18 protein-coding genes are annotated in these 16,247 nt (G+C 72.8%); 6 read left to right on the top strand and 12 right to left on the bottom strand.

Annotation, left to right across the window (positions count from 1 at the left end):
- Window positions 1-87 precede the first annotated feature (87 nt).
- Window positions 88-2,223, bottom strand: coding sequence for an NAD-dependent DNA ligase LigA (gene ligA, locus ACFQGL_RS15890; protein WP_377512230.1), 2,136 nt, complete (start codon window positions 2,221-2,223; stop codon window positions 88-90).
- Between the two features lie 264 nt (window positions 2,224-2,487).
- On the opposite strand from ligA, the gene ACFQGL_RS15885 reads away from it, so the two are divergent.
- The gene (locus ACFQGL_RS15885) at window positions 2,488-3,033 is read left to right on the top strand and encodes a type II toxin-antitoxin system PemK/MazF family toxin (protein ID WP_377512227.1); all 546 of its coding nucleotides are present in this window, start codon (window positions 2,488-2,490) and stop codon (window positions 3,031-3,033) included.
- A 40-nt stretch (window positions 3,034-3,073) separates the two neighbouring features.
- Here the strand turns inward: ACFQGL_RS15885 and ACFQGL_RS15880 are convergent, their stop codons facing one another.
- The 6 genes from ACFQGL_RS15880 to ACFQGL_RS15855 form a co-directional block, all read right to left on the bottom strand.
- A complete protein-coding gene (locus ACFQGL_RS15880; RefSeq protein ID WP_377512223.1) occupies window positions 3,074-3,439 on the bottom strand; it encodes a VOC family protein in 366 nt (121 codons plus the stop codon).
- A 36-nt stretch (window positions 3,440-3,475) separates the two neighbouring features.
- A complete protein-coding gene (locus tag ACFQGL_RS15875; RefSeq protein ID WP_377512220.1) occupies window positions 3,476-4,480 on the bottom strand; it encodes a uroporphyrinogen decarboxylase/cobalamine-independent methonine synthase family protein in 1,005 nt (334 codons plus the stop codon).
- Window positions 4,481-4,529: 49 nt separating this feature from the next.
- On the bottom strand, window positions 4,530-5,603 hold the full coding sequence (gene mnmA, locus ACFQGL_RS15870; protein WP_377512217.1) for a tRNA 2-thiouridine(34) synthase MnmA: 1,074 nt from the start codon (window positions 5,601-5,603) through the stop codon (window positions 4,530-4,532).
- Window positions 5,604-5,789: 186 nt separating this feature from the next.
- The gene (locus ACFQGL_RS15865) at window positions 5,790-6,965 is read right to left on the bottom strand and encodes a cysteine desulfurase family protein (protein WP_377512214.1); all 1,176 of its coding nucleotides are present in this window, start codon (window positions 6,963-6,965) and stop codon (window positions 5,790-5,792) included.
- Window positions 6,966-7,107: 142 nt separating this feature from the next.
- Complete coding sequence (locus ACFQGL_RS15860; RefSeq protein WP_377512211.1) at window positions 7,108-7,761, bottom strand: class F sortase; 654 nt, start codon at window positions 7,759-7,761, stop codon at window positions 7,108-7,110.
- Window positions 7,758-8,588: a DUF4397 domain-containing protein gene (locus ACFQGL_RS15855; protein ID WP_377512208.1), complete on the bottom strand. Its 831-nt coding sequence runs from the start codon at window positions 8,586-8,588 to the stop codon at window positions 7,758-7,760. The genes ACFQGL_RS15860 and ACFQGL_RS15855 overlap by 4 nt, the downstream gene beginning before the upstream one ends.
- A 230-nt stretch (window positions 8,589-8,818) precedes the next feature.
- On the opposite strand from ACFQGL_RS15855, the gene ACFQGL_RS15850 reads away from it, so the two are divergent.
- Window positions 8,819-9,421 carry an RNA polymerase sigma factor gene (locus ACFQGL_RS15850; protein WP_377512205.1) on the top strand — a complete coding sequence of 201 codons (603 nt, stop codon included), beginning with the start codon at window positions 8,819-8,821 and terminating at the stop codon, window positions 9,419-9,421.
- Window positions 9,375-10,130, top strand: coding sequence for an anti-sigma factor (locus ACFQGL_RS15845; protein ID WP_377512202.1), 756 nt, complete (start codon window positions 9,375-9,377; stop codon window positions 10,128-10,130). Before ACFQGL_RS15850 ends, ACFQGL_RS15845 begins: the two co-directional genes overlap by 47 nt.
- Before the next feature lie 43 nt (window positions 10,131-10,173).
- Here the strand turns inward: ACFQGL_RS15845 and ACFQGL_RS15840 are convergent, their stop codons facing one another.
- The 4 genes from ACFQGL_RS15840 to ACFQGL_RS15825 form a co-directional block, all read right to left on the bottom strand.
- Window positions 10,174-11,133, bottom strand: a complete 960-nt coding sequence (locus ACFQGL_RS15840; protein WP_377512199.1) for an electron transfer flavoprotein subunit alpha/FixB family protein — start codon at window positions 11,131-11,133, stop codon at window positions 10,174-10,176.
- A gap of 14 nt (window positions 11,134-11,147) precedes the next feature.
- Window positions 11,148-11,927 (bottom strand): electron transfer flavoprotein subunit beta/FixA family protein, encoded by a 780-nt coding sequence (locus tag ACFQGL_RS15835; protein ID WP_377512196.1) that lies wholly within the window; start codon window positions 11,925-11,927, stop codon window positions 11,148-11,150.
- Window positions 11,928-12,126: 199 nt separating this feature from the next.
- Window positions 12,127-12,540: a hypothetical protein gene (locus ACFQGL_RS15830; RefSeq protein WP_377512193.1), complete on the bottom strand. Its 414-nt coding sequence runs from the start codon at window positions 12,538-12,540 to the stop codon at window positions 12,127-12,129.
- Window positions 12,537-13,334 carry a GNAT family N-acetyltransferase gene (locus tag ACFQGL_RS15825; protein WP_377512190.1) on the bottom strand — a complete coding sequence of 266 codons (798 nt, stop codon included), beginning with the start codon at window positions 13,332-13,334 and terminating at the stop codon, window positions 12,537-12,539. The genes ACFQGL_RS15830 and ACFQGL_RS15825 overlap by 4 nt, the downstream gene beginning before the upstream one ends.
- Before the next feature lie 41 nt (window positions 13,335-13,375).
- On the opposite strand from ACFQGL_RS15825, the gene ACFQGL_RS15820 reads away from it, so the two are divergent.
- The 3 genes from ACFQGL_RS15820 to ACFQGL_RS15810 are packed head-to-tail and all read left to right on the top strand — an operon-like array spanning window position 13,376 to window position 14,529.
- Window positions 13,376-13,768, top strand: coding sequence for a YidH family protein (locus ACFQGL_RS15820; protein WP_377512187.1), 393 nt, complete (start codon window positions 13,376-13,378; stop codon window positions 13,766-13,768).
- Window positions 13,765-14,085: a DUF202 domain-containing protein gene (locus ACFQGL_RS15815; RefSeq protein ID WP_377512184.1), complete on the top strand. Its 321-nt coding sequence runs from the start codon at window positions 13,765-13,767 to the stop codon at window positions 14,083-14,085. The genes ACFQGL_RS15820 and ACFQGL_RS15815 overlap by 4 nt, the downstream gene beginning before the upstream one ends.
- 27 nt (window positions 14,086-14,112) lie before the next feature.
- Window positions 14,113-14,529 carry a PLD nuclease N-terminal domain-containing protein gene (locus ACFQGL_RS15810; protein WP_377512181.1) on the top strand — a complete coding sequence of 139 codons (417 nt, stop codon included), beginning with the start codon at window positions 14,113-14,115 and terminating at the stop codon, window positions 14,527-14,529.
- Window positions 14,530-14,592: 63 nt separating this feature from the next.
- Here ACFQGL_RS15810 and ACFQGL_RS15805 read toward each other — a convergent pair whose 3' ends face one another.
- Entirely contained in the window at window positions 14,593-16,215 is a 1,623-nt protein-coding gene (locus ACFQGL_RS15805) for an acetolactate synthase (protein WP_377512178.1), read from the bottom strand.
- Window positions 16,216-16,247: the final 32 nt, after the last annotated feature.

The following is a 16,247-nucleotide window of genomic DNA, read 5'->3' as shown; positions in this document are numbered from 1 at the left end:
GTTTCCCGGTATGACAGTCACGAATCGGTCGTAGTCGTAATTAAGTTGGTATACGCGGCCAGTCGCCGCATCGGCCGCAGTCGGCGGTCAGCCGCCCACCTGGGCGACCTCCCGCGCGGCGTCCGGACCGGCGTCCAGCAGCAGCCGGAACCCGTCCTCGTCGAGCACCGGCACCTTGAGGCTGGCCGCCTTGTCGGCCTTGGACCCCGGGTTGTCGCCCACCACCACGAAGCTCGTCTTCTTGGAGACCGATCCGCTGATCTTGCCGCCGCGGCTCTGCACGGCCTCGGCGGCCTGGTCCCGGGAGAAGCCGGCGAGCGTGCCGGTCACCACCACGGTCAGCCCCTCCAGCGGGCGCGGCCCCTCGTCGACCGCCTCCTCCGCCATCCGTACGCCCGCATCCGCCCACTTGCGGACCACCTCGCGGTGCCAGTCCACGGCAAACCACTCCCGGATGCTGGCCGCGATGGTCGGACCGACCCCGTCGACCGAGGACAGCTCATCCTCGCTGGCCGCGTCGATGGCCTCCACCGAGCGGAAGTGCCGGGCGAGCGCCTGGGCCGCGGTGGGGCCGACGTGCCGGATGGAGAGCGCCACCAGCACCCGCCACAGGTCGCGCTCCCGGGCGACAGCCAGATTGTCCAGCAGCTTGACCGCGTTGCTGCCGAGGCTGCCGTCCTTGTTGACGAAGAACGGGGACCGGGACAACTGCTCCGCGTCGAGCTGGAAGAGGTCACCCTCGTCGGTGATGATCTCGGCGTCGAGCAGCGCCGCGGCGCCCTTGTAGCCGAGCACCTCGATGTCGAAACCGCCCCGACCGGCGAGGTGGAACACCCGCTCGCGCAGCTGCGCCGGGCAGCTGCGGGTGTTGGGGCAGCGGATGTCGACGTCGCTCTCCTTGGCCGGTGCCAGCGGCGTGCCGCAGGACGGGCAGGTGGTCGGCATCACGAAGGGTCGGGCGTCGGCGGGGCGCAGGTCGACCACCGGGCCGAGCACCTCGGGGATCACGTCGCCGGCCTTGCGCAGCACCACCGTGTCGCCGATCAGCACCCCCTTGCGCTCCACCTCACGGGCGTTGTGCAGGGTGGCCTGGGCGACCGTCGAGCCGGCCACGTGCACCGGCTCCAGCACCGCGAACGGCGTGACCCGGCCGGTACGCCCGACGCCGACCTCGATGTCGAGCAGCTTGGTGGTCACCTCCTCCGGCGGGTACTTGAAGGCGATCGCCCAGCGCGGCGCGCGGCTGGTCGAACCGAGCCGCCCCTGGATGGAGACCGGGTCGACCTTGACCACCACACCGTCGATCTCGTGCTCGACGTCGTGCCGGTGCTCGGCGTAGTAGGCGATGTATTCGACGACACCGGCCAGGTCGGGCACCACCCGCCAGCGGTCGCTGGTCGGCAACCCCCATGCCTTGAGCGCCGCGTACGACTCGGACTGCGCCGTCGGCTGGAACCCGCGGCGGGCGCCGACGCCGTGCACCACCAGGCGCAACGGCCGGGAGGCGGTGACCCGCGGGTCCTTCTGCCGCAGGCTGCCGGCGGCGGCGTTGCGCGGGTTGGCGAACGGGGCCCGACCCTGCTCCACCAGACCGGCGTTGAGATCGGCGAACCCGGCGACCGGGAAATAGATCTCGCCCCGGACCTCCAGCAGCTCGGGCACGTCCGGGAACTCGGCGGACGGGGTGAGCTGACTGGGCACGTCCCGGATGCTGCGCACGTTGGCGGTGACGTCCTCGCCGGTGCGGCCGTCGCCCCGGGTGGCCGCCCGGATCAGCCGGCCGCCCTCGTAGGTCAGGTTGATCGCCAGCCCGTCGACCTTGAGCTCGCAGAGGTAGGGCGCCGGCCCTCCGGCGTCCCGCTCGACCCGCTCGGCCCAGGCGGCCAACTCCTCGTCGGCGAAGGCGTTGTCCAGTGAGAGCATCCGCTCGGCGTGGGTGACCGGGGTGAAGTCGGTGGAGAACGTGCCACCCACCCGTTGGGTCGGCGAATCCGGCGTACGCAGCGCCGGGAACTCCTGCTCCAGTGCCTCCAGCTCACGCAACTGTCGGTCGAACTCGGCGTCGGCGATGGTCGGCGAGTCGAGCACGTAGTAGCGGTACTGGTGCTCGGTCAGCTCGCGGCTGAGCGTCGCGTGCCGCTCCCGCGCCTGCGGCGTCGGCTCACCGCCGGCTGCCGCCTCCTGAGCCGGGCTGACCTGCTGACCGAACTGCTCCTCGGACACCCCGCCACCTTCGGACACGCCTGCGACCTCCCCTGATCACGCTACTCCGGCACCGTATCGGGCCGGTGGGACAATCCCACGCCCAGCGGCGCCTGCTCCAGGGCGTTCCCTTGATCACTTGATGCTGAGCAGTTGTCGACGGCCCGATGCGTCAAGTGATCAAGGTCAGCGCTGGCGCGGCGCGGTCTACGGCAGGTGGGGTGGTCGGCGTGCGACCATCGCCGGACGAGGGTGGCCGTTGAGCCGCCGGGAGCGGAGGTAGTGATGCGCGATGCCCTGCTCTGGGCGGCGGCGATCCTGCTGGCGGTGGCCGCCGGTTGGGCGTGGAACAGCTGGCGGCACCGGGTGGCGACCCGTCGCGCCGCGGCCCGGCCGGATCGGGGTGCGACGGCCCGCACCGGTGGACGCCGCTCCGCACCGCCCCGGCCACGCGGTGCCGACCGACCGGGAGCCAAGCCCCGGGCGCGCGACACCGACCGGGCGGCTGGCAGGCTCGCGCCCGGCGAGATCTGGTGGGCCGACGTCCCGTACGCCGACGGCAGCGGGTCGAAGGTCCGGCCGTGTCTGGTGCTGCGCGCCGACTCCCGGGGCGCCGACGTCCTGAAGATCACCAGTCAGGACAAGAGCGACCGGGACGACCACGTGCGGATTCCCACCCGGGACTGGGACCCCGACGCCGAGCACGACAGCTATCTGAGCCTCACCGAGCCGGCCCGGATCGGCCTGGCGGCCTTCGCCGACCGCGCCGGCACCTGCGACGCCGACCTGTGGCGACAGGTCCGCACCATGCGCCACCTGCCCATCCGCTGACCGCACCGGGTCAGCCGGTCAGCGGACGGGGCCGGTGCGGTCAGTCCCAGCAGAGGCAGAACGGGTGGCCGGCCGGGTCGGCGTAGACCCGGAAGCCCTCGCCGTCGCCCGGCAGCCGGCGGGCGCCGAGCGCGAGCGCCGCCTTCTCGGCGGACTCGATGTCGTCCACCGTCACGTCGAGGTGGAACTGTTGTGGGCGCTCCGGGTCCGGCCAGGCCGGGGCACGCAGGTTGAGCGCCCGCTGGAAGGCCAGACGCGGCTGGTGCCCGGGCGGGCCGCCCAGCACCACCCAATCGTCTTCGGTGTTTGGCTCGACCACGGACAGGCCGAGCAGCTCCGCGTAGAACCCGGCCAGGGCCTGCGGATCCGGGCAGTCGATCACCACTGAACGTAGTTGTCCAATCATGACCGTCATCCTGCCCACCGGGTACGACAGGAAAACTCAGCTCTCGACGAAACGGCGGCCGGCGTCGCGACACGCGGCGAGCACCGTCCGGGTGTACTCCGGGGTGGCCCCGGCGAGGCCGCAGGCCGGGGTGACCACCACCTGCTCGGCGAGCTGCCGGCGGGGAAAGCCGAGGCGGTCCCAGAGTTGGCGTACCCGATCGGCGACCTGGGCCGAGGTCGGCGCGCGACCGGCCGACGGCGGCCGGGTCGGCGCGGCCCCGGCCAGCAGCCCGAGACCCGCGTCGATCGCCTCGCCCAGCGGGTCCAGCTCGGTGATCAGGTCCAGGTCGAGCGCGACCCCGACGGCGCCGGTGGAACGGATCAGCTCCAACGGCACGTCCGGGGCACAGCAGTGCACCACGGTCGGCACACCGACGGTCTCTACGACCGTCCGCAGCAGCGCCGCGGCGTCCACCGAATCCACCGCCCGGTACGCGCCCAGCCCACTCTCGGTCGGCACCCGCCCGGCCAGCACGGTCGGCAACGACGGCTCGTCCAGTTGCAGCAGTACCGAAGCGCGCGGCAACCGGCGGGCGACCGCCGCCACGTGCCCGCGCAGACCCTCGGCGAGAGAGGCGGTGAGGTCGCGGACCGCGCCCGGGTCGCGCAGCAGCCGGCCGCCGATCGGCAGTTCCAGCGCGGCGGCCAGGGTGAGCGGGCCACCGGCCTGCACCTTGATCGGGCCGGCGTACGCCTCGGCCTGCTCGGCGAGCTGGTCCAGGTCGCGTTCCATCAGGTCGCGCGCCCGTCGCAGGTCACGGCCCGGGCGTGGGGCGACCCGCCAGCGCCCCGTGTAGAGCTCGACGGGCAGCTCGACCAGCAGCCCGGCGGTACGGCCGATCAGGTCGGCCCCGGGACCTCGGGCCGGCAGCTCGGGCAGGTGGGGCAGCGCGGGAAGCTCGCCGAGGACCACCCGCTGGGCCTCGGCGATGTCGGTGCCGGGGAGCGAACCGATACCGGTCGCCGCACCAGCCGGCCAGGGCCACGCCTGATCTGTCACGGCCGAAGGCTATCCGGTGACACCATCGGTCGCGCGGCGGCTCGACTGGTCAGCCGGAGATGGTGGCGGAGCCGAGCACCACGTCGCCGGCCGGGTCCGGCCGGTACGCCACCACTGCCTGACCTGCGGCGACACCGCGCGCCGGTCGGCGCAGCTCGGCGTGCAGCGCGTCACCGTCGAGGACCACGGTGGCCGGCACCACGTCGCCGTGCGCGCGCAACTGCACCTCGCACTCGACCGGCGCGTCCGGACGCGGCCCACCGGTCCAGACCGGGCGGGTCGCGCGTACCCGGGACACCTCCAGCGCCTCGGCCGGGCCGACCGTCACCGTGTTGGTCTTCGGTGTGATCGAGAGCACGTAGCGCGGCCGGCCGTCCGGGGCGGGCCGGTCCAGGTGCAGCCCACGACGCTGGCCCACGGTGTACGCGTACGCGCCGGTGTGGCTGCCGACCACCGCGCCGGTGCTCGCGTCCACCACGTCACCGGGGGCCTCGCCGAGCCGACCGGCCAGGAAGCCACGGGTGTCGCCGTCGGCGATGAAGCAGATGTCGTGCGAGTCCGGCTTGTCGGCCACCGCCAGGCCACGCTCGGCGGCCTCGGCGCGGACCTGCGCCTTGGTCGAGTCACCGAGCGGGAAGATCGAGCGGTCCAGCTGCTCGCGGGTGAGCACGGCCAGCACGTACGACTGGTCCTTGGCCACGTCGACGCTGCGCCGCAGCAGCCCGTCCGAACCGAGCCGCGCGTGGTGGCCGGTCACCACCGCGTCGAAGCCCAGGGCCACCGCCCGGTCCAGCACCGCGGCAAACTTGATCTTCTCGTTGCAGCGCAGGCAGGGATTCGGGGTACGGCCGGCCGCGTACTCGGCGACGAAGTCGTCCACCACGTCCTCGTGGAACCGGTCGGCCATGTCCCAGACGTAGAACGGGATGCCGATCACGTCGGCGGCCCGGCGGGCGTCCCGGGAGTCCTCCAGGGTGCAGCAGCCGCGCGCCCCGGTCCGGTAGGTCTGCGGATTGCGCGCCAGCGCCAGGTGTACGCCGGTCACGTCGTGCCCGGCCGCCACCGCCCGCGCCGCCGCCACGGCCGAGTCAACCCCGCCCGACATCGCCGCCAGAACCCTCACCAGCCCACTCCCTTCCCCACCACAACCCTACCCACCCCACCCGGCCCTCCCCCCGCCCCGCCCCGGGCCGCCCACCCTGCAGTCGATCATGGGTTTTGGTGGGCCGCAGAAGCGACAAATCATCACGCCCCGGGCACCACAGCTCCATGATCGACCGTGGGGTGGGGTGGGGTGGGGTGGGGTGGGTTAGCGGGGGGTGCGGAGGGCTGCGGCTCGGCGGGCTCGGTCCACTGCTGCTGGGAGGGCGGCGATGACGGCGTCGATCTCGGCCTGGGTGCTGGTGTGGCCGAGGGTGAAGCGCAGCGAGGAGCGGGCGCGGTCGTCGTCGGCGGCCATCGCCAGCAACACGTGCGACGGCTGGGCGACCCCGGCCGAGCAGGCGGAGCCGGTGGAGCAGGCGATGCCCTGGGCGTCGAGCAGGAGCAGCAGCGCGTCACCCTCGCAGCCCGGGAAGGAGAAGTGCGCGTTGCCGGGCAGGCGGTCGACCGGGTCGCCGTTGTAGATCACCTCGGGTACCGCCTGGCGGACCCGCTCGACCAGGTCGTCGCGGAGCGCGGCCACCCGGGCCGCGTACTCCTGCTGGCCCTTCACCGCCGCCTCGACGGCGACCGCGAAGGCGACGATGCCGGCGGTGTCCAGGGTGCCGGAGCGTACGTCGCGTTCCTGGCCACCACCGTGCAGCAGCGGTGTGGCCGCCACGTCCCGGGCCAGCAGCAGAGCGCCCACACCGGCCGGACCGCCCAGCTTGTGCCCGGTGACGGTCAGCGCGGCGGCGCCACTGGCGGCGAAGTCGACCGGCACCTGGCCGACCGCCTGGATGGCGTCGGTGTGGAACGGCACGCCGTGCTCGGCGGCGACGGCGGCCAGCTCGGCCACCGGCTGGACGGTGCCCACCTCGTTGTTGGCCCACATGGCCGTGACCAGGGCCACCTGGTCGGCGTGCGCGGCCAGTTCGGCGCGCAGGTCGGCCGGGTCGAGCCGGCCGGCGGAGTCCACCGGCAGCCAGCCGACCTCGGCGCCCTCGTGCTCGGCCAGCCAGTCGACCGCGTCCAGCACGGCGTGGTGCTCCACGGCGCTGGAGACCACCCGGCGGCGGCCCGGGCCGGCGGCCCGACGGGCCCAGAAGATGCCCTTGACCGCGAGGTTGTCGCTCTCCGTACCGCCACCTGTGAAGATCACTTCGGACGGCCGGGCACCGAGTACGGCGGCCACCCGCTCGCGCGACTCCTCGACCCGCCGACGGGCACGGCGACCCGCCGCGTGCAGGGAGGACGCGTTGCCGACCTCGCGGGCGGTGGCGACGTACGCCTCCAGTGCCTCGTCGAGCATCGGAGTCGTCGCCGCGTGATCCAGGTATGCCATCACCGTTCAGCGTACGGCGGACAGGTCGGGAACCGGATGCCGGAGGGGACCCGGGAGTCGGACGAGCCCACGCCGCGGGCCGTCGGGGCGGGAGGAGGGGCACTCCTCCCGCCCCGACCAGGCCCTCCTGCGGGGACCCCGGTCAGTCCGGCACCGCAGTGACCACGATGTTGTCGCGGTACTTGCGGGCCTTGGCGTCGAACGGCCCACCGCAGGTGATCAGGGTCAGCCGGGGCTTGCCGTCCCGGGCGAAGTACCGGTCCAACGGGATCTTGGTCTTGCGGTACTCCTCGCGGGCGACGACCCGGTACCGCCGGGCCTCGCCGTCGTCGCCCGTCGCGGTCAGGGTGTCGCCCTCGTCGAGGTCCCGCAGCCGGAAGAAGGCCCCTCGCCCCTGCTTGGCGCTGTCCACGTGGCCGGCGATGACCACCGAGCCGGCGTTCGCCTCCAGCCCGGGACCGTAGCGGTACCAGCCGACCTGGTCGACGCTCGGCGGCACCTCGAACTCGTTGGTCCGTTCGTTGATGCCGACCGCGTTGACCGTGGCGGTGACGTCGATCGTCGGGATCAGCAGCCGTACCGGTGGCACGGTCCGTCCGTCGCCCGGCAACGCGCCGGCGGTCACCGCGACCGACGGGGCACCGACGCCGGCCGGCGGGGCACTGGCCAGCGTGTTCGCCTGCTCCGCGCCCACGTTCTCCGCCGGCTGGGAGCCGCACGCCACCAGCGCGGCGGCGGTGAGCGCGGCAACGCCGGCGGCCATCGCCGCCAGCGCGCCGCGATCGCGCAACGTCACCTGCGACCGGTCCGGACGGTGGCCAGCCGCACCGCGCCGCCGAGCAGCAGCAGGACGCCGGCAGCGGTGAGCGCGTACCACCAGGTGTGCAGGCCCGTACCGGCCTGACCACCGTCACCGCTCGGCACGCCACCCGGGGCGGAGTGCAGGCCGGTGATGGTCTGGGCCACCACGTCGAGGGTCTTGCCCTCGGCGGAGCCGATCGCGTAGACGATCGTCGCGGTGCCCTCCTTGAGGTTGAGATCCGCCGGGCCGATGGCCACGGTGTCGGTGCCGGCCAGCACCACGTCCGCCCGCACACTGCCGGCGTCGACGTCGGCCTTGGCCTCCTTCGGGTTGGTGAGGCCCTCGAAGACCGGGGTTCCACCGGCGCGGACGTCCACCGCGGGGGCGGCGGCGGTGTGCCGGACGATCAGCCGCGCCTTGCCGGCACCGACCCTGGCGACGTCGTTGACGAACGGGGTGATCTTCGGCTTGCCGGCCGCGTCGAGGTGGGCCGCGATGCTGATGTTCGCTCCGCCCGGCACCGCGGCGTCGTCGACCGTGAGGATCGCCTTGTCGATCGCCTCACCGGGCTTGGTGAGCGCGATGTCGTACTCGCCCGCCGCCAGGTTGAGCGGGCCGGCCACGGCACCGGGCTTGAAGTTGTCCAGCGTCTTTTTGCCGTTGACGTACACGTCGACCGGGGTGTCCGGGATGCCGTGCACGACGGAGACCCTGGACGTGGCGGCGTGGGCGGGCGAGGCGGTGAGGGCACCGACGCCGACGAAGGCCAGCGCGGCGACCGCGCCGCCCGCCGCGACCCGACGCAGGTACGAGTGCTGCATGTCTGCCTCCTGATGATTACTGCTGATTCGTCACGCTTGGCTTGCAGAACGAGTTACGCCGGCTCGCCAGCGGGTGGATGCGCCTGGGCGGCAATTTGTTTTCCGGCCCGGTTCCGCATCCAGACCAGCCCCGAAAGACGAAGAGCTGGTGAGATGAGATCGATCGGGAGGATGGGGCGAAGACTGTGGAAGCTACAGTCGGGCATGCCCCATCGACGGCAGGCCGCCCGGTGACGGCGGTACGACAGGAACCGGACCCCCCGGCGGACGACCTCGCCGTCCGGTTCCGCGCCGGCGACGAGGCGGCACTCCGCGAGGCGTACGACCGGTACGGCCGAGCCGTACTGCACCTGGCCACCAGCATGTTGGCCAACGGCAGCGACGCGGAGGACGCGACCCAGGCGACGTTCGTGGCCGCCTGGCTGGGGCGGGACACGTACGACCCGGCCAAGGGGTCACTGATCGGCTGGCTGCTCGGCATCGGCCGGCGCAAGGTGATCGACCGCATCCGGGCCTCGGCCCGGGAGACCCGGGTGGTGGGGACGGTCCGCCAACTCCCCGCCCCGGCACCGACCGGTCCGGACCCGGACCGCGTGGTGGACCGGCTGGTGATCGCCGACGAGCTGGCCCGCCTTCCGGACGACCAGAGACAGATGCTGGAGCTGGCGTTCTACGACGACCTGACACACCAGCAGATCGCCACGGTGACCGGTGTGCCGCTGGGCACCGTGAAGAGTCACATCCGACGCGGCATGGCGAGCTTGAAGCGCAGATGGGAGGTGGACGGTGCAGCACCTGGACCACGACCGGCTGGTCTTTCTGGCACTCGGTGAGAGCGAGGCGGACAACGGGGAGAGCACCCACCTCGACGTCTGCGCGCACTGCCGGACGGAGTTCGCCACCCTTCGACAGGTGGCCGGGCTCGGCGCGGACACCAAGGGCCTCGCCGACCTGCCGGACCCTCCGGAGCACGTCTGGCAGGGCATCGTGGCGGAGATCCGGGCAGCCGATGACCTGCCGACCGAGTCGACCGACCGGGTGCCGCGCCAGCCGACCAGGGCCAACGCGGCCTCGGCCGGCCGGGTCCGGCCGCGCGGTCGGTGGTCACGCTGGGCGGGCACGGCGGTGATCGCGGCAGCCGCCGCAGCGGTCGGCGTGCTGGGCACGGTCGCCGTCCTCGGGCCGGACGACCCGGCGCCCGCCCCGACGCGCGCGGTGGTGGCCAGCACGCCCCTGGTGGCGTACGGGTCGACGCCTCCGACGGCGAACGGGGACGCCCGGGTCTTCCAGGGCGGCCAACTGCATCTGCACGTGGCGAATCTCCCGCGCGTAGCGGGGTACTACGAGGTGTGGCTCATCAACCCGACGACCATGCAGATGTTCTCGGTCGGCACCCTCGGTGACGGCCCGGACGCGCTGCTGCCCCTGCCGCCCAACGTCGACCTGCGCACCTATTCGGTGGTCGACGTCTCCGCCGAGCGGTACGACAACAAGCCCGCGCACTCCGGCGACAGCCTGCTGCGCGGCACCCTGACGGGCTGATCGGCGGGTCGGTTCAGCTCCCCGACCCGCCGATCAGCTCCCCTCACTTGCGCTTGCGGATCTCCTCGGCGGCCTGCGGGACGACCTTGAACAGGTCGCCGACCACGCCGAAGTCGGCCAGCTCGAAGATCGGCGCTTCGCCGTCCTTGTTGACCGCGACGATGGTCTTCGAGGTCTGCATGCCGGCTCGGTGCTGGATGGCACCGGAGATGCCGAGCGCGACGTAGAGCTGCGGGGAGACCGTCTTGCCGGTCTGGCCCACCTGGAACTGGTGCGGGTAGAAGCCGGAGTCGACCGCGGCGCGGGACGCGCCGACGGCGCCACCGAGCAGGTCGGCGAGCTCCTCGACCAGCTTGAAGTTGTCGGCGTTGCCGACGCCGCGACCGCCGGAGACGACCACGCCGGCCTCGGTCAGCTCGGGGCGGGAGCCCTTCTGCTCGGCGACCCGCTCGACGACCTTGGCCAGCTTGTCCGCGTCGGTGACCGACACGGTGAGCTGCTCGATCGTCGGGGTGGCCGCCGCCGGGGTCGGGTTGACCGAGTTGGGTCGGACGGTGACCAGCGGCAGGCCCTTGGTGACCTTGGACTTGACGATGGTGGAGCCGGCGAAGGCGACCTGGGTCGCGGTGCCGTCGGCGTCCAGGCCGACCACGTCGGTCAGGATGCCGTTGTCCAGCTTGACGGCGAGCCGGGCGGCGATCTCCTTGCCCTCCTGGGCCGAGGCCAGCAGCACGGCGGCCGGCTGCACCCGCTTGACCAGCTCGGCCAGCACGGTGGCCTTGGGGGCCACCAGGTAGCCGTCGATCTCGTCACCCTCGGCGGCGTAGATCTTCTCCGCGCCGTACTCGCCCAGCTTGCCGCTCAGCGCCTCGGCGGCGCCGGCACCGCCGAGCACCACCGCGCTCGGGGTGCCCAGCTCGCGGGCGAGGGTGAGCATCTCCAGGGTGACCTTCTTGACGCCGAATTCCTTGGTGGCTTCGACGACGACGAGAACCTCAGACATGTCCAGACCCGCTCTCACACGAACTTTTCGGTGGCGAGGAACTCGACCAGCTTGACGCCGCCCTCGCCCTCATCGGTGACCTTGGCGCCGCCGGACCGCGCCGGGCGCTTGGTGTGCTCGACCACGGCGCTGGTGGCGCCGTCGAAGCCCACCTCGGTCGGCGCGACGCCGAGGTCGGCCAGGGAGAACGTCTGCACCGGCTTCTTCTTGGCGGCCATGATGCCCTTGAAGGAGGGGTAGCGCGGCTCGTTGATGGTGTCCCAGACCGAGACCACGGCCGGGGTGGCGGCGGTGACCACCTCGTAGCCCTCCTCGGTCTGCCGCTCGACGGTCAGCGTGCCGCCGTCGACGGTGAGCTTGCGCGCTCCGGTGAGCGCCGCGACGCCGAGTCGCTCGGCGATCATGTGCGGCATGACCTGGACCCGGCCGTCGGTGGACTCGGCACCGCAGATCACCAGGTCGGCGTTGAGCTGACCGAGCGCGGCGGCGAGCACCTTCGAGGTGGCCACCGCGCAGGAGCCGTGCAGGGCGTCGTCCACCACGTGCACGGCCTTGTCCGGGCCCATGGAGAGCGCCTTGCGGATCGACTCGGTCGCCCGGTCCGGACCCATGGTCAGGATGGTGACCTCGCCGCCGTGCGCCTCCTTGATCTTCAGCGCCTCCTCGATGGCGTACTCGTCCATCTCATTGATCACGTTGTTCGCCGAACCGCGGTCGACGGTGTTGTCGTCATTGCGCAGGTTGCGGTCCGCGCCCGAATCAGGCACCTGCTTGACGAGTACGACGATATTCATCGCGCTTCGACGACCCTCCTGTGTGGTGATGCGATTCGCTCGCCCGGTCTGGGGCGCAGCCTCGCGCGTCGGCCGACGCCCGGTCAACCGCGGGCTGCTGTGCAGTTGCCCACGGCGCAAGGTTACCTGCCAGTAGCTTGGGCTACCCGGGGGCCTCGGAGTGACACAGCTCACCGACGCCCGAGGCAGCGCGCAGCGGTCAGGCCGGATCGGCCAGCGCACCCCGGATCTGGTCGATGACCGCGGCCTCCGCCGGGGCCACCCCGTCGTGCGCCCGGGCCACCCGGTCCGCCGCGGTCAACACCACCGAGCGGTACGCGGCCACGTCCGCCGGTGACTTCTCCCGCAGGATCCGCACCGCCCGACCCAACGCCGGCAGCACCACCGACTCGATCTCCAACTGGGAGTCCCGGGGTAGCCGGGGCAGCGGACCGGTGGTCAGCGCCTCCTTGACCACACCGCTGGCATCGGCCAGCGCCTCGGACGCGGCGAGGCTCTCCCGGAGCACGCCCAGCATCCCCGGGTCGGCGTTGGAGACCAGGAAGACGGCACCGAAGGCCCCCGTCTTGAGGGTCAGCCGCTCCTCGTCCGTCAACCGCTGCTCCATGATCACGGAGTGTAGACGTACGGGGTGGTGGTGGTGACCGGGACGAGTCCGAGTCGCTCCAGGATCGGCCGGCTGTCCTCGGACGCGTCGACCTGCAGAAGCGTCCGGCCCCGCTGGTCGGCCAGCCGAGCCCGGTAGGTGACCAGCGCGCGGTAGATGCCCTTGCGGCGCCACTGCGGCAGGGTGGACCCGCCCCAGAGGGTGCCGAAGCCGGTGTTCGCCGGGAAACGCACCCAACCGGCGCTCACCACGGTCTCGCCCGCCTCGGCCACCACGATGGTGATCGAGTGCGGGTCGGCGTCGACCTCCTTGGCCAGGCCCCAGACCAGGTGTGAGCGGTCCTCCTGCCAGACCTCCTCCTCCATGGCGGCGATCCGCTCCAGGTCGGTCCGGGAGGTCACCTCACGCAGGCGTACCCCCTCGGGGACGACCGGCAGCGCGGCCGCCAGCGACGCGACCGGCCCGATCACGACGGTCTCCCGCTCCTCCGGCACGAAGCCGGCGGCGCGCAACCGATCCGGCAGGTCCGCCGGCTCGTCGTGCTCGTTGAGCTTCCACTCCACCGACTGGCCGCGCTGGCGGAACAGCTCCACCTGCCGCGCGATCAACTCGTCCAGCGCGTCACCGGTCAACCCGCCCAGGTTCCGGTAGGTGAGGAACCCACCGGCGTCGAGGCCGATGATCCGGACCAGCGGCCCGTCCCGCTCCACCGTCACCCCGGCCGGCACCGGGTCCGGGATCTCCGGGCGGAGCTGGTTGTCATACGCGGTACGCAGCGTCATCACATCAAGATCGGTCACCGACCCAGGCTAAGCCTGGAAGGAAGCGAATAATCGGCAGCGTGTGGGAGGCGATCAAGCGATGGTTCGACCCGGCCGAGGCGCGCTCGGTCGGCGAGCCGCCGGACTACCGGTTCTCGGTGGCCAACGAGCGGACGTTCCTCGCCTGGCTGCGTACCGCCCTGGCGCTGGTCGGTGGCGGGCTGGCCGCCGCCCAGTTCCTGCCCCCGCTGCCGATGAGTCACCTACGGGAGGCGATCGCGGTCGCCCTGCTGCTGCTCGGCGGCACCGTCGCGGTCCGCGCGGTGGACCACTGGGCGCGTACCGAACGAGCGATCCGCCTCGGTGCGGAGCTGCCCGCCTCCCGTTTCCCCGCCATCCTCGCCCTCGCCGTCGGTGCCGGCGCGGTGCTGCTGGTGGTCGCCGTGCTGGTCCGGGCGATCGGCGGACGATGACCGACGGGCCGGTCAGCCCCGCGCGCGACCCCGGACTGCAAGCGGAACGGACCCGGCTGGCCTGGCGGCGCACCACGCTGGCGCTGACCGTGGTGACCGCGCTGGCCGTCCGGCTGGGGTCGACCGGTGGCTCGATCGGGGCGCTGATCGCCGGCGTCGCCGTGCTGCTCTGGGGCGCTGTGCTGGTGCTCTGCTGGCCTCGCGCCACCGGTACGGGGCCGGCGCGCACCGGCGGCCGGAGGCTGCCCCTGGTCGCGTTGGGCACGGTCGGGCTCGCCCTGCTGGGTGCGCTGCTCGTGGTGCACGGGATGTGGTGACGAGACCCGGTGCGCCATGATGGGCGCATGGCCCGGCTGTACGTTCTCCTCTTCCTGGCGCAGATCGTCCTCGCCGTCTGCGCGCTGATCAGTTGCCTCTCCGCCGAGGAGGGTCAGATCCGCGCCCTGCCCCGGATCGTCTGGGTGCTGATCATCCTGTTCTTCCCCCTGGTCGGCTCGATCGCCTGGTTCGTCGCCGGCCGCGAGCCCGATGCCGGGGCCCGCAAGGCGTGGCCGGGCGGCACCGGCTCCACCGAGCGACAGCGCCGCCGCCCGATCGCCCCGGACGACGACCCGGAGTTCCTCCGCTCGGTGCAGGACCGCGCCCAACAACCGGACCAGGAACTCTTCCGCCGCTGGGAGGAGGATCTGCGCCGCCGCGAGGACGACCTGCGCCGAGGCGACGGTGACCCGCCGCGCGAGGGTGACCGGCCGGAGGTGTGACTTCGACTGGGGCAGACGCCGCACCGCCGCCGGCGCAGAGGCGACGGCGGCGGCGGGTGCGACTCAGGCCAGGTTCGACGACCGGGGGTACGCGTCGGTCGGGTCGGTGAGCACGTTGACCAGGTACGGCACGCCGGAGTCGAACGCCCGCTGCAGAGCCGGGCCCAGGTCGGCGGCCTTCGCGACCGTCTCCCCCGCACCACCCAGCGCGCTGACCACCGTGTCATAACGCAGCTCCGGCTGGAGGTCGGCGGCCACGTCGTAGCCGTACATGGCCCGCATCGGGTGCTTCTCCAGCCCCCAGATGCCGTTGTTGCCGACCACGATCACCACCGGCAGCTTCTGGCGGACCAGCGACTCGACGTCCATCAGCGAGAAGCCGGCGGCACCATCGCCCATCAGCACGCAGATCTGCCGGTCCGGGTGGCTGACCCGGGCGCCCATCGCGTAGCCCATGCCGGTGCCGAGGCAGCCGTACGGGCCCGGGTCCAACCAGGTGCCGGGCTGGGCCGGCTCCAGGTACCGCCCGGCGTACGAGACGAAGTCCCCGCCGTCGCCGATGGTGACGGCGTCCCGGGCCAGTACCCGGCGCAACTCGCCGTAGATCCGGGCCGGCCGGATCGGGTCGGTCTCGGCGGCCATCTCCGCCGCGTCGCGGGCCCGGGCGGCGTCCTCGGCGACGCGCAGGTCGGCGATCCAGTCGGTGTGATCGGCCCGGTCACCGGAGTGGTCGGCCAGCGCGGAGAGGATCAGGCGCAGGTCGCCGGCCGGGGCGGCGGCGGGCTGCACGTGCCCGGCCCGCTGACTGGGCGCGTCGACGATGTGCACCACCTTGGCGTCGCCGAAGTCGCCGAAGCTGAGCCGGAAGTCCAGTGGGGTGCCGACCACCACGACGACGTCGGCGCCGGAGAGCGCGGCCCGCCGCGCCTTGGCGAAGGCGAGCGGGTGCTCCGGCGGGAGCGAGCCGCGGCCCATGCCGTTGGTGAAGACCGGCACCTGCAACGCCTCGGCCGCCTCGCGCAGCGCGGCCACCGCGTCACCGGCGTACACGTCGGACCCGGCGATGATGACCGGTCGCTGCGCCGCGGCGATCAGCAGCGCGGCCCGGCCGACCTCCTCCGGGTCCGGCTCGACCGGGCCGACGCCGGTCACCGTGGGCAGTTCGGCCTCGGAGATCGAGAAGACCGTCTCCAACGGAAAGTCGAGAAAGGCCGGCCCCCGGTGCGGGGTGAGCGCCGCGGTGAGGGCGGCGTCCACCGCGCGCGGGATGTCGTCGGTGCTGAACACCGTCTCGGCGTGCTTGGTCACCGGGGCGACCAGCGGCAGGTGGTCCATCTCCTGGAGGCTGCCCGAGCCCCAGCGGAACGCGGGCGCCCGCCCCCCGAGCACCAGCACCGGGGAGGCGTTGAAGAAGGCGCTGGTCATGCCGGAGATGCCGTTGGTGACACCCGGACCGGCGGTGAGCACGGCGAGGCCGGGGCGGCGCTGGAGCTTGGCCACCGCCTCGGCCGCGAAGACCGCCGACTGCTCGTGGCGCACGTCGTAGATCGGGAAGTCGCTCCCGTGCGCGGCGTCGTAGAGCGGAAAGACGTGGCCGCCGGAGAGGGTGAACATCTCGCGCACCCCGTGCGCCCGCAACGCTGCGAGCGCCAGCTCCCCGCCGTGACCTTCGATCCGCTCCGTCATCGCCGCTCCTCTTCTTCGCTGATGGCCGAAGT

The sequence above is a fragment of the Micromonospora vulcania genome (genome assembly GCF_042658605.1).
GTDB lineage: Bacteria > Actinomycetota > Actinomycetes > Mycobacteriales > Micromonosporaceae > Micromonospora > Micromonospora vulcania.
This window is presented reverse-complemented; position numbering and strand designations above follow the sequence as displayed.

What these genes read in the sequence shown, in the direction of transcription:
- ACFQGL_RS15885 (WP_377512227.1), top strand. Translation starts at nt 2,488, where the DNA reads ATGCGCGATGCCCTGCTCTGGGCGGCGGCGATCCTGCTGGCGGTGGCC.
- ACFQGL_RS15880 (WP_377512223.1), bottom strand. Translation starts at nt 3,439, where the DNA reads ATGATTGGACAACTACGTTCAGTGGTGATCGACTGCCCGGATCCGCAG.
- ACFQGL_RS15865 (WP_377512214.1), bottom strand. Translation starts at nt 6,965, where the DNA reads ATGGCATACCTGGATCACGCGGCGACGACTCCGATGCTCGACGAGGCA.
- ACFQGL_RS15855 (WP_377512208.1), bottom strand. Translation starts at nt 8,588, where the DNA reads ATGCAGCACTCGTACCTGCGTCGGGTCGCGGCGGGCGGCGCGGTCGCC.
- ACFQGL_RS15840 (WP_377512199.1), bottom strand. Translation starts at nt 11,133, where the DNA reads ATGTCTGAGGTTCTCGTCGTCGTCGAAGCCACCAAGGAATTCGGCGTC.
- ACFQGL_RS15835 (WP_377512196.1), bottom strand. Translation starts at nt 11,927, where the DNA reads ATGAATATCGTCGTACTCGTCAAGCAGGTGCCTGATTCGGGCGCGGAC.
- ACFQGL_RS15815 (WP_377512184.1), top strand. Translation starts at nt 13,765, where the DNA reads ATGACCGACGGGCCGGTCAGCCCCGCGCGCGACCCCGGACTGCAAGCG.
- ACFQGL_RS15810 (WP_377512181.1), top strand. Translation starts at nt 14,113, where the DNA reads ATGGCCCGGCTGTACGTTCTCCTCTTCCTGGCGCAGATCGTCCTCGCC.
- ACFQGL_RS15805 (WP_377512178.1), bottom strand. Translation starts at nt 16,215, where the DNA reads ATGACGGAGCGGATCGAAGGTCACGGCGGGGAGCTGGCGCTCGCAGCG.